The sequence below is a fragment of the Hoeflea sp. TYP-13 genome, from assembly GCF_040932035.1.
Classification (GTDB): Bacteria; Pseudomonadota; Alphaproteobacteria; order Rhizobiales; family Rhizobiaceae; genus Hoeflea_A.
The window spans coordinates 1,223,207-1,234,938 of the sequence record NZ_JBFRBB010000001.1 but is presented as its reverse complement, the minus strand read 5'-3'; the positions used below and the strand labels follow the sequence as shown (position 1 = coordinate 1,234,938).

Annotated in this window: 10 protein-coding genes; 7 read left to right on the top strand and 3 right to left on the bottom strand. The window is 57.6% G+C overall.

All coding sequences use genetic code 11. The features are described from left to right. The first annotated feature begins 6 nt into the window (after positions 1 to 6). The gene (locus ABVT35_RS05795; RefSeq protein ID WP_368465330.1) at positions 7 to 696 is read left to right on the top strand and encodes an HAD family hydrolase; all 690 of its coding nucleotides are present in this window, start codon (positions 7 to 9) and stop codon (positions 694 to 696) included. Between the two features lie 37 nt (positions 697 to 733). Here the strand turns inward: ABVT35_RS05795 and ABVT35_RS05790 are convergent, their stop codons facing one another. Next, positions 734 to 1,852: a calcium:proton antiporter gene (locus ABVT35_RS05790; protein WP_368465329.1), complete on the bottom strand. Its 1,119-nt coding sequence runs from the start codon at positions 1,850 to 1,852 to the stop codon at positions 734 to 736. Between the two features lie 122 nt (positions 1,853 to 1,974). Continuing rightward, positions 1,975 to 2,439 (bottom strand): Lrp/AsnC family transcriptional regulator, encoded by a 465-nt coding sequence (locus tag ABVT35_RS05785; protein WP_368465328.1) that lies wholly within the window; start codon positions 2,437 to 2,439, stop codon positions 1,975 to 1,977. Between the two features lie 96 nt (positions 2,440 to 2,535). Here ABVT35_RS05785 and ABVT35_RS05780 point away from each other — a divergent pair, with 96 nt between their 5' ends. Further along, entirely contained in the window at positions 2,536 to 3,549 is a 1,014-nt protein-coding gene (locus ABVT35_RS05780) for a diaminopropionate ammonia-lyase (protein WP_368465327.1), read from the top strand. Continuing rightward, on the top strand, positions 3,542 to 4,663 hold the full coding sequence (locus ABVT35_RS05775; RefSeq protein ID WP_368465326.1) for an amidohydrolase: 1,122 nt from the start codon (positions 3,542 to 3,544) through the stop codon (positions 4,661 to 4,663). The genes ABVT35_RS05780 and ABVT35_RS05775 overlap by 8 nt, the downstream gene beginning before the upstream one ends. 55 nt (positions 4,664 to 4,718) lie before the next feature. On the opposite strand, the gene ABVT35_RS05770 is transcribed toward ABVT35_RS05775, so the two are convergent. Then, positions 4,719 to 5,252: a hypothetical protein gene (locus ABVT35_RS05770; RefSeq protein WP_368465325.1), complete on the bottom strand. Its 534-nt coding sequence runs from the start codon at positions 5,250 to 5,252 to the stop codon at positions 4,719 to 4,721. Between the two features lie 201 nt (positions 5,253 to 5,453). Here ABVT35_RS05770 and thrC point away from each other — a divergent pair, with 201 nt between their 5' ends. Genes thrC through ABVT35_RS05750 form a run of 4 tightly spaced genes read left to right on the top strand, consistent with a single transcriptional unit; the run spans position 5,454 to position 11,711 of the window. After that, entirely contained in the window at positions 5,454 to 6,860 is a 1,407-nt protein-coding gene (gene thrC, locus ABVT35_RS05765) for a threonine synthase (RefSeq protein WP_368466279.1), read from the top strand. 14 nt (positions 6,861 to 6,874) lie between these two features. Then, positions 6,875 to 8,170 carry a M16 family metallopeptidase gene (locus ABVT35_RS05760; protein ID WP_368465324.1) on the top strand — a complete coding sequence of 432 codons (1,296 nt, stop codon included), beginning with the start codon at positions 6,875 to 6,877 and terminating at the stop codon, positions 8,168 to 8,170. Positions 8,171 to 8,175: 5 nt separating this feature from the next. Then, positions 8,176 to 8,805 carry a GNAT family N-acetyltransferase gene (locus ABVT35_RS05755; protein WP_368465323.1) on the top strand — a complete coding sequence of 210 codons (630 nt, stop codon included), beginning with the start codon at positions 8,176 to 8,178 and terminating at the stop codon, positions 8,803 to 8,805. A gap of 41 nt (positions 8,806 to 8,846) precedes the next feature. After that, a complete protein-coding gene (locus tag ABVT35_RS05750; protein WP_368465322.1) occupies positions 8,847 to 11,711 on the top strand; it encodes an EAL domain-containing protein in 2,865 nt (954 codons plus the stop codon). The last annotated feature ends 21 nt before the right edge of the window (positions 11,712 to 11,732 follow it).

Genomic DNA, 11,732 nt, shown 5'->3' with positions numbered 1-11,732 from the left:
CAGTTAATGACAGGCTTCGACCTCATCATATTCGATTGCGACGGCGTCATTGTCGATTCGGAGATCATCGCGGCGCAGCAGGAGGCCAAACTGCTGACCGATGCCGGATATCCTATCGATGCTCTGGATCTTGCAGAACGCTTTTCGGGAATGAGCTGGAAGGAAATCCTGCTGGCGATCGAGAAGGAAGCCGATATTCCCCTGCAGGCAAACCTTCTTGAAAAATCCGAAAAACTGGTCGATGCGAAGCTGGCCAAGAGCGTCAGGGGCATTGCCGGCGTCAGGCAGGCTGCCGGCAGGATCAACCTGCCGCGCTGCATCTGCTCGAATTCCAAGCAGCACAGAATAACGGCCATGCTGAAAAGGACCGGTTATCTGGACCTTTTCGCGCCGCATATCTTCTCTGCTGAAGATATCGGCGATCAGCGTCCGAAACCCGCACCGGATGTATTTTTACATGCTGCCAAGCAAATGAACGTCGAGGCGGGCCGGACAATCGTGCTTGAGGATTCCGTCCACGGCGTTGAAGGCGCACGGGCCGCTGGCATGCGTGTTGTCGGTTTCACGGGTGCGTCGCACACCTTTCCGTCGCACGCCGACCGGTTGACCGAAGCGGGCGCTGAAACGGTGATCAACCGCATGGCAGATCTGCCCGCTACCGTAGATGCGCTGTCCGAGTGGTCGGAATTCCTATAGATAGGCGCATACAGCCGTACTTCCGGCCCCATATGCACTATTTCGCCGTGTCAAAAATGAGGATGACATAGGCTGCAAACAACGCCAGGTGGACTGCCCCTTGCAGGGCGTGCGTGCGCTTGCTGATAAATGTAACCAGGCTGACGACGAGCGTGGCTGCCAGCAACACTATTTCCGTCGGCTCCAGTCCGAGTTCGACCGGCTCGCCTATGCTCCAGCCGATGATTAAAACTGTGGGGATGGTCAGACCCATTGTCGAAAGCGCCGAGCCGAGACAAATATTGACCGATCGCTGCAGCTGGTTGTCACGGGCAGAACGGATCGCGCTCAAAGCCTCTGGGGTCAGAATAAGGGCCGCGATGAGAAAGCCGCCAAAAGCAAGCGGCGCACCAAGCGCTTCGATACCGAAGTCGACATATACTGCCAGTTTCTTGGACAGAAGCACGATCGGAAGCAGCGCGGCCAACAGACCGACGGCATGGAAGGGAACGGTTCGCACTCCAGTCACATGATGACCGGTTTCCTCTTCCGTATCGGCAACACCGGCTGCCGGCTGGTGTGTGAATATGTCGCTGTGGGTGACCGTTTGGACGGCCAGAAATATCCCGTAGAGCAGCACCGACATGACGATCAGAAACACCGACATGAGACCCGAGAGCTCACCTCCCGGGGCAGATTCCGTGAAGCGCGGCAATACCAGCCCCAGCAGGGCAAACGGCATCAGCACGGCAATGTAAGCGCTGGCTCCTTGCAGATTATATTCCTGCAGCCGGTGCCTTAGCCCGCCAAACACGAGACTCAGTCCGACAAGCCCGTTCAGTACAATCATGATGATTGAAAGCATCGTATCGCGTGCAAGTGTAGGTTTGTCAGCCCCTGCGATCATGATTGCCGCAATAAGGGCGACCTCAATTCCGATGACCGACAGCGTCAGGATAAGCGTTCCGTAGGGTTCACCGAGCAGCGACGCCAGGCACTCCGCATGCCGGACCACACTAAATGCAGCCCACAACATCACCAGAAACAGCCCGGCCAACAACAGCATCGACATCGTCGAGCCAACTTGTGCCGGGTTCAGCGCATCACCAAACACGGTAAAAAATATCAGGACTACAAATGCCCCGAGCGTTGCTGCTTCCTTGCGGTAAACATCCATTTTCAATCCGGCACTCGGCCCCTCTTCTTGGTCCGCGTCCTTAAGCAACTGATTTCAATCGGAATTGAAATTTACACCGCCGGATTGGTTTTCCAAACGCCAGCCAAATCGGTGCCGGTCCTTCATTCCGGAATATGGACGCCGAGACCGACCTTTTTGCGCCCCATGACTACTGAGGTGCGGAACCGGCGAACATTTGCGCTTTCGAAAAACAGGCGATGGGTCAGGGCTTCAAAGTCCTCCATGTCCTGTGCGGTACAAATAAGACAGAAGTCTGCGCCACCGGTCACGTAGTAACATTGCTGCACATGGGGTTCCGCCTCCGCGCGCCGGGTAAAGGTCTCGATCTGATCCAGCCGCTCGTGCTCCAACTCAACCATGACGACGAAAGTCATGGCCTGCCCCACCTTGGCCGGGTTCAACACCGCAATTTCTGCCGTAATCACGCCATCATCACGCAGTCGTCTCACGCGACGCTGAACCGATGCAACCGACAGGCCGGTGTCCGCTGCCAGGCTTTCAAGACCAATGCGGGCATTTTTCTGAAGCGTGTTCAATATCAGACGATCACATGCATCAAGCGTCATAATTAACGCACTCTCTGCTCTTTTATAGAGAATATTTTTCATATTATGACTGTTTGTTGCGCAAGATCAATCAGACCAAGCTGCTAAATTGTCGCCATGACCCAATATACAATTCTCGATCCCCGCAAACCGGCAGCGCTGCTTGAAGCATGCCCTGCTTACCAGCCCTCTCCACTTGATGTCGTCGACCTCAACGGTCAACGCATCCTGGTCAAGGACGAAACGGCTCGGATGGGCCTTGGAGCCTTCAAGGCGCTCGGCGGCGTCTACGCAGTGGCACAGCTGATTTCCGGAGCAGTTGGGCGCAATCTCTCCGCTGACGAATTCCAAAGCACGGCTGTCCGGAATGCGGCAAAGGCCATGACATTCGTTTGCGCAAGTGCCGGCAATCACGGAATGGCGGTTGCCGCGGGCGCCACTCTCTTCGGCGCAAAGGCCAGAATCCACCTGGCTGACACAGTGCCCGAGGATTTTGCCAGACGTCTTCGCGCAAAGGGCGCAGAGGTGGTCCGATCCGGCGCAAGCTACGAGGACAGCATCGCCGCCGCAATCAAGGATGCGGAGAATACCGGCGCAATACATCTCGCAGACGGATCGTGGCCCGGCTATACCGAGCCGCCGCGCCTTGTCATGGAAGGTTACACCGTCCTTGCAGAGGAACTGCGCCGGACATTTGAAAAGACCGGTAACTGGCCAAGCCATGTGTATTTGCAGGCCGGCGTGGGCGGGCTGGCCGCAGCGATCGCATCCATGATCAGGCGGAACTGGGCTGTCCAGCCGGAAATTATCGTTGTGGAGCCAGACGCCGCCCCCTGCCTCGGCGAAAGTGTGCGGGCCGGACGGATGACGACAGTCGAGGGGCCGGTCTCGAATATGGGCCGGCTGGACTGCAAGGCGCCCTCGATGCTGGCCTTTGACATTTTGCGGCAAACTGCCGATCATTTCGTCACCGTCTCGGACGAAGCGGCGGCAGATGCCGTCAGCGTGGCAAGCGACCTTGGCTATCACTCAACGCCATCCGGGGTTGCCGGGCTTGCGGCTCTACTTGCCGATGTTCCGCGTGACAGACCGCTCATTATATTTTCCGAAGGTGCCGTAGCCGATGCTTGATTTGACTGCTTTTCGCAGGGACCTGCACAGCCATCCGGAAACCGGCTTTGATGTCGGCCGCACCGCGGGCAAAGTTGCCGAGGTGTTGAAATCTGCGGGGCTGGAGGTAACCGAAGGCATCGGCGGTTCGGGCGTGGTGGCGACTTTGCGGCGCGGCTCGGATGATCAGGCCATAGGCTTGCGGGCGGATATGGATGCGCTGCCGATCAATGAAGCAAACATATTCGAGCATCGCTCGACGACCCCGGGCAAATTTCACGGCTGCGGGCATGACGGCCACACGACCATGCTGATCGGCGCGGCACTGGAACTGGTTGCGGACAATACGCTCGACCGCACGGTTCACTTCATCTTTCAACCCGATGAAGAAAACGGTCTGGGCGCCAAGGCAATGATCGAAGACGGGTTGTTCGATCGCTTTCCGATGAAGGCGATTTTCGGCATGCACAATTTGCCGGGCATGCCGGTTGGACATTTCGCAACCCAGGCCGGTCCATTTTGCGCATTCGAAGACAATTTCGAGATCCACATCAAGGGTGTGGGCGGGCATGCTTCCATGCCGGAGATCGGCGTCGATCCGATCGTGCTGGGATCGGCCATAGTGCTGCAACTGCAGACCATCGTGTCGCGCAGCATTTCCGCGAAAGACCACGCCGTGTTGTCGGTGACCGGATTCGAAACGGACGGCGCAAGGAATATTCTCGCCAGCAATGTCGAGATATCCGGAGATTGCAGGGGGTTCAGCGATACGGTTTCCAGCCGCATCGAATCCCGAATGCGTGAGATTGCATCAGGCATGGCCAAGGCGCAGGGCGCAGAGGCCACGGTGGATTACTCGACATCGTTTCGTCCGCTGACAAACGACCCTGAAAACACCGAACTGGCCATCCGTGCCGCCGCATCTATCGGCCCTGTGAATGACACCTATGGCAGAGTTGGATTTTCGGAGGATTTCGCGGAGTTTCTTACGGTGCGCCCCGGCGCATTTGTTCTTATGGGAAACGGGACCGACGGCCCCAACGCGATGCCGTTGCACAATCCAGGCTATGATTTCAACGACCAGGCAACCCGATGCGGGATTGACTACTGGAAGGCTCTTGCCAAGGTGGCATAGATTCACCCGACGGGCCCGCTGCCCTCAACCGTGAAGACAGCGCTTTCACAGCAGATTACCCTCTGTCGTATGGGCCTTCGTCAAATCCGATAAAAATCCGCACCGACCGGGACGCGCTGATCGGAATATTCACATTCGGATCATTGAACAGGAATTGCGTCGTCGGTGTTCCGTCGGGCAGCGTCGTCTCAAATTGCGTCAGTTCGGAATAAAGAACCTTGTTGGTTCCCTTTTCCACGACTGCCACCCGGATCGGCATTTTGACCGGTCCGGATTTTCCGGCCGGCCCTGCAGCGGCACGGCCGGCCGCCAGCACCTGAATGGTCATCTGGTCACCCGTCACACTGCATTGGCGCGTGGTGTCTGCAATGGCCGCCTGATAGAGGATCTTCGACGGATCGTCCTCGCCGCCGCGGGCGTATTTTCTGAAGTAGGACGTGCCATCACGCAATATGATTGGCGGGCATGTCCCCTGTACGACCTTGCTGCCGAGAACCGGGTCGACATTGGCCTCCTGCCCGCCCTGGCCAGGTTTCAACCCACCAAGGCCGGATGAATTGCACCCCGCAACAAGGGCTGCAATCAACATGAAAATAAACAAACGAACCGAATTTAACGACACGACTTCCCGTCCCTCTCGAATGCAAATGACCAGACAGGCTTAAAAACCAAGCTGGACCATATTGTGGTAGCCGAATTTCTGGTCTTTAACGAGTCTTTTCAATGTTCTATACCAGCGCATTATTTCTTCACAACACCTTCCGCAATGCCGCGGATGAAAGCTGACAGGATTTGGCCATTGCAGTACATCTCTACAAGAGGTGAAGCCCCGAAACTCGGCTTCAGTGATGCGCTTTTAACTGGACTTGCCCGCGACGGCGGCCTTTATGTCCCGGCCGAATGGCCTCAACTGACAAAAGGGGACATCCGGTCGCTGCGCGGAAAATCCTATCAGGATATCGCTTTTGCCGTCCTTTACCCCTTTGTGGAAGGCGAAATATCAGCGGAAGACTTTCGCGCAATGATCGATGCGGCATACGCCACGTTTCGGCACCCGGCGATCGTTCCGCTGGTTCAGACCGGTGACAACAGCTTCATCATGGAACTGTTCCACGGGCCCACGCTGGCGTTCAAGGACGTCGCCATGCAGTTGCTCGCCCGCCTCATGGACCACGTTTTGAAGGAGCGCGGCGAGCGCGCGACCATTGTCGGCGCAACGTCGGGAGATACCGGCGGCGCCGCCATCGACGCATTTGCCGGGCGTGACAACACGGATATCTTCATTCTCTTTCCGCATCAGCGGGTATCGCCGGTACAGCAGCGGCAAATGACCACATCGGGTGCGGCCAATGTGAAGGCCATTGCCGTCGAAGGCAATTTCGACGACTGCCAGAACCTCGTCAAAGCGATGTTCAACGATATCGCCTTTCGCGACCGGGTACGGCTCTCGGGCGTCAATTCGATCAACTGGGCGCGCATCATGGCGCAGATCGTCTATTACTTCACCTGCGCAATTTCGCTGGGCGCACCGGACCGGAAGGTTTCCTTCACGGTTCCGACAGGAAATTTCGGCGACATTTTTGCAGGCTATTGCGCCAAGCGCATGGGATTGCCGATCGCAAATCTGGTTGTCGCGACAAACGACAACGACATCCTTGCCCGCACGCTGCGCAGCGGCCGTTACGAAATGCGCGATGTCGTTGCAACGACATCTCCTTCCATGGATATTCAGATCTCTTCGAACTTCGAACGGCTGCTGTTCGACGCCTTTGACCGCGACAGCAGCAAGGTCCGTCAGTGCATGTCGGGACTTTCCCAATCGGGCGCGTTCACCATCGCGCCAGAGGCACTGAAAGCGATAAAAAGGGAATTTGCGGCCGGCAAGGCAACGCAGAAACAGGCGGCTGAGGCGATCAAGGACATGTTGGCGCAAACGGGGTATCTTCTCGATCCGCACACCGCCACCGGAATTCACGTTTCGCGGCGGTTCGAAAAGCCGCGCGCACCCATGGTCACACTGGCAACCGCGCATCCGGCCAAGTTCCCCGATGCAGTTAAATCGGCCTGCGGTATTGACCCAGCACTCCCGTCGTGGCTCTCTGATCTGATGGATCGGGAGGAGACATTTGAGATACTGCAGCCGGATCTCGACACGGTCGAGGCCTTCATTGCCCGAAATGCGCGTGCTGCGGACTGAAATCGGAATGAAATATGACCGTTGAGTGTACCCGTCTTCCAAGCGGGTTGACTGTAGTAACCGAAAACATGCCCCACTTGGAGAGTGTTGCTCTCGGCGTTTGGATCAAGTCCGGTTCCAGGGACGAAACGACCAGCGAGCACGGTATCGCCCACCTCCTTGAACATATGGCCTTCAAGGGCACGGTGAAGCGATCCGCGCGTCAGATCGCCGAGGAAATCGAAAATGTAGGTGGTGAGGTCAACGCCGCGACATCCGTCGAAACAACCTCCTATTACGCCCGCCTGCTTAAGGACCATGTGCCGCTGGCCATCGATATCCTCGCAGATATCCTGACCAACTCGGTTCTTGATGAAACGGAGCTTCACCGCGAAAAACACGTGATTCTGCAGGAAATCGGTGCGGCGATGGACACGCCCGACGATGTGGTGTTCGACAAATTCTCCTCGACCGCGTTTCGCGACCAGACGATCGGCCGATCGATCCTCGGCACACCGGAAACCGTTCAATCCTTCACGCCGGACCAGATCCGCCAATACCTCAACCGGAATTACACAGCCGACAAGATGATCATTGTCGCAGCCGGTGCGGTGGAGCATGAGGCGCTGGTGCGGCTTGTCGAAGACCGTTTTTCCGGCATCAAGTCAGTGGCCGAGACCAAATCCGAGGCACCGGAAGCGCAATATACCGGCGGCGAATACCGTGAAAAGCGCGACCTTATGGACGTGCAACTGCTGATCGGATTTGAAGGGCGCGCCTATCACGCGCGGGACTTCTATGCTTCGCAGATTCTGGCCAACGTGCTGGGCGGCGGCATGTCATCGCGGCTCTTCCAGGAAGTGCGCGAGCATCGCGGCCTTTGTTATTCGGTCTACGCCCTGCACTGGGGTTTCTCCGATAGCGGTGTCTTCGGCATCCATGCCGCCACCGGTCAGGAAGACATTCCCGAACTCATCCCGGTAATTCTGGATGAATTGCGCAAAGTGGCGGACAATGTGGATCCTTCTGAAATCGAGCGTGCCCGTGCACAGTTCCGCGCGGGTCTGCTGATGGCCCATGAAAGCCCGGCGGCCAGGGCCAGCCAGATCGCCAGGCAGATGCTGCTTTACGGGCGGCCGATCCCCACCGACGAGCTGATGGAGCGGCTTTCCAACATAACGCCGCAGCGTCTGACGGACCTTTCCGGCAGGTTGTTTTTCGACACGCCTGTCACGCTGTCGGCCGTGGGGCCGCTCGACAATCTGATGTCGCTTGAGGACATCGGCTCAGGCCTTTCGGCGGGCGGCGTTCGCCGGGCGGCTGCCGGATAAAGCACGTGACGCCGCTTCGTTTCCTTTCAAGGCGCGAAGCAGCGCTACGCATAGACGGCGAAGGCGTCTACCTTCGATTTCCATCACGCCGCGATTTCGAAATGTGGTCAAAAGTGCGCGCCTCAAGCCGCCGCTTTCTGGAACCGTGGGAGCCCACCTGGTCCCGCGATGACCTGACCAAGAGATCATTCCTCAGACGCATTGAGCGGTACGAACTCGACTACCGGGAAGGCAGGGCTGTGCCGTTGTTTCTGTTTTTGTCCGGAGAAGACCAACTCGTGGGCGGGCTGAATATCGGCAATATCCGCCGCGCCGCCGCCCAAAGCTGTATGATCGGGTACTGGATGTCCGAAAACAGCGCCGGAAAGGGCCTCATGCTGGCCGGCCTCAAAGCGGCAATTCCCTACATCTTCCAGACGTTGCGGTTGCACAGAATAGAAGCTGCCTGTATTCCCGATAACAATCGTTCTGTTCGGCTCCTTGAAAAGGCCAACTTTCGATATGAAGGCTATCTGCGAGGCTATCTGAAGATCAATGGCGAGTGGCGCGATCATCATCTTTATGCACTGCTGGCCTCCGACTGGGGGAAAGATGGTCAACAACAAAATATTTCAGAAAAAAATACCGGATCGTAATTAACTTGATGTGTGGTCAGATCGTTCGGATAACTCAAAACATGCGGCGCACAATCCTGGGGATCTGCACCCTTCTGGCACTCATGCTGTCCGTCATGTCCGCATATTCAGCGGAAACGGTCAAAATATCGCGTGACGACACCGCGCTCGACCTGACGGCAACGACAGATGTTCACACCCAGCGCGGCAACGCGTTCCAGACATCAACCGCGCCGGATGCGGATGGCATTGTGCGCCGTATCGAAGTTCGCGCAAGTTCCGACCGCCACAGCGGCGACTGGGCCGAGTTCTCGCTGGCAAATGTCTCCGATCAACAGATCGACCGCCTGATCGTTGCACCGCATTTCCGGTTGGCGGGATCCGGGCTTTTCTGGCCTGATCTTGGCTCCGAGCGGATCGTATCGATCACGCCAAGTGAGGGATTTGCGCTGGATCGCGTTCCCAGCGACGAAGCGGATGTGTTTCACATAACGCTGAACCCCGGCGCTATCGTAACATTTGTCGCCGAACTGTCCTCTCCGGACCTGCCGCAGCTTTATCTGTGGGAGCCCGAAGCCTACAAGGACACCATCAATTCCTTCACGCTTTACAAGGGCATTGTGCTCGGGATTGCCGGACTTCTGGCAGTGTTCCTGACCATCTTGTTCGTCGTCAAGGGAACGTCGGTGCTGCCTGCAACAGCGGCTCTGGCTTGGGCGGTGCTTGCCTATATCTGCGTGGATTTCGGTTTCCTTTCGAAGCTTGTCCAGACCACGCCGACCGATGAGCGCATCTGGCGCGCCGGCACCGAAATCACCCTTGCGGCGGGGCTGGTGATTTTCCTTTTCACCTACCTCAACCTTAACCGCTGGCACACCAATTTGAGCTTTGCGACACTGGCATGGATCGTTGGGCTTGGCATTCTGTCCGCCTTTGCGGTCTATGACCCGGTGATTGCGACCGGCATTGCCCGCTTCTCCTTCGCCGCAACGGTGATCGCCGGAACCGGCCTGATCGCCTATCTCGGCCTCAGCCGCTTCGACCGGGCGATTATGCTGATACCCACCTGGGTTCTGATCATATGCTGGTTGTTCGGCGCCTGGCTGACCGTAACGGGGCAGCTTTCAAACGACATCGTCCAGCCGGCGCTCGGCGGAGGGCTTGTGCTTATCGTGCTTCTCATCGGCTTTACGGTGATGCAGCACGCCTTTGCGGGCGGAGGCGCGCACCAGGGCCTCTTCAGCGATCTGGAACGCCAGTCATTGGCCTTGACGGGTTCCGGAGACATCGTCTGGGACTGGGATGTATCGCGTGACCGTATCGTTACCATGCCGGATGTCAGCCGCCAGCTCGGCCTTTCCCCCGGAAGCCTTTTCGGTCCGGCGCGCAACTGGCTGCCGCGCATTCATCCGGACGACCGTGACCGGTTCCGCACCACACTGGATGTGGTGCTTGAACACCGGCGCGGCCGCCTGAACCACCAGTTCCGTATCCGCGCCGAAGATGGCCACTATCATTGGCTGGCGTTGCGCGCGCGGCCGGTCGTAGGTTCGGACGGCGAGGTGATCAGGTGCGTGGGCACGCTGATCGACGTAACCGAGCAGAAAAGCTCGGAGGAACGGCTGCTGCATGATGCCGTGCACGATAACCTGACGGGACTGCCCAACCGCGAACTCTTTGTCGACCGGCTGGATGCGATCATTGCACTGGCGAGCGCCGAGGATTCGGTGCGTCCGACAATCTTTGCCATCGACATCGACCGCTTCAAGCAGGTCAATGACGAACTCGGTATATCGGCTGGCGACACTATTCTCCTGACCATCGCACGGCGGCTGAAACGCCTGCTCAAGCCGCAGGACACACTGGCGCGTATCAGCGGCGATCAGTTCGGCCTCATCCTGCTTTCAGAACAGGAGCCGTCGAAGGTCGCGGCCTTTGCAGAAAATATCAACAAGGCGATCATGGTTCCGATTAATTTCGGCCAGAAGGAAATCATCCTGACCGCTTCGATCGGGCTCGTAACATGGGTCGACGAAATGGCTTCGCCGCTCGAACTCGTCAAGGACGCCGAGCTTGCGATGTATCAGGCCAAGCGCGTCGGCGGCAACCGGATCGAACCCTACCGCCCCGCCTTCCGGGCGGCCGGAGCGGACAAACTGCAGATCGAATCGGATTTGCGGCGGGCGCTGGAACGCAACGAACTGACGATGGTCTACCAGCCGATCGTCGATATCGAGAGCGCCGAGATCGGCGGTTTCGAGGCGCTGATGCGGTGGGAACACCCGCGCAAGGGCAATATTCCGCCGTCTGAATTCATTCCTATTGCGGAAAGTTCCGACCTGATTGTCGACCTTGGCATGTACGCGCTCCAGCAGGCCTGCGAGGACATCGCATCATGGTATCGCGCCCTGGGGCAGATCCCGGTCTTCATGTCGGTGAACCTTTCCAGCGCGCAATTGCTGCGCAACGATCTCTATAATGACATCCGGTCGGTACTGACCAAAACCGGCTGCAAGCCGTCGATGATCAAGATGGAGTTGACCGAATCCGTCGTCATGCACAATCCTGAGCAGGCTGCGCGGGTGCTGGCACGGCTGAAGGATCTGGGGCTGCAACTGGCGCTGGACGATTTCGGCACCGGCCATTCGTCGCTCTCCTATCTCACCCGCTTTCCGTTCGACACGATCAAGATCGACCAGTCGCTGGTGCGCGCGACCAACGAGAAACAGCTTGTATTGCTGCGCTCCATCATTGCCATGGCACGCGATCTGGAGATGGACATTGTCGCCGAAGGGGTGGAAACAGAAGAGGACGCGGAGGAACTGGCGGAACTCGGTTGCGAATATGCCCAAAGCTTCCTGTTCGGCCCTCCGATCGGCGCCAATTCAGTTCTTAAACTGCTTCGTGAGCATTTTCCGCTCATGTAGTTGCAAATAAACGGTTTTCAT

Excerpts from the sequence above, each read along its gene's own strand:
- ABVT35_RS05775 (WP_368465326.1), top strand. The coding sequence starts at position 3,542 with ATGCTTGATTTGACTGCTTTTCGCAGGGACCTGCACAGCCATCCGGAA.
- ABVT35_RS05780 (WP_368465327.1), top strand. The coding sequence starts at position 2,536 with ATGACCCAATATACAATTCTCGATCCCCGCAAACCGGCAGCGCTGCTT.
- ABVT35_RS05750 (WP_368465322.1), top strand. The coding sequence starts at position 8,847 with ATGCGGCGCACAATCCTGGGGATCTGCACCCTTCTGGCACTCATGCTG.
- ABVT35_RS05785 (WP_368465328.1), bottom strand. The coding sequence starts at position 2,439 with ATGACGCTTGATGCATGTGATCGTCTGATATTGAACACGCTTCAGAAA.
- ABVT35_RS05770 (WP_368465325.1), bottom strand. The coding sequence starts at position 5,252 with ATGTTGATTGCAGCCCTTGTTGCGGGGTGCAATTCATCCGGCCTTGGT.
- ABVT35_RS05760 (WP_368465324.1), top strand. The coding sequence starts at position 6,875 with ATGACCGTTGAGTGTACCCGTCTTCCAAGCGGGTTGACTGTAGTAACC.
- ABVT35_RS05790 (WP_368465329.1), bottom strand. The coding sequence starts at position 1,852 with ATGGATGTTTACCGCAAGGAAGCAGCAACGCTCGGGGCATTTGTAGTC.
- ABVT35_RS05795 (WP_368465330.1), top strand. The coding sequence starts at position 7 with ATGACAGGCTTCGACCTCATCATATTCGATTGCGACGGCGTCATTGTC.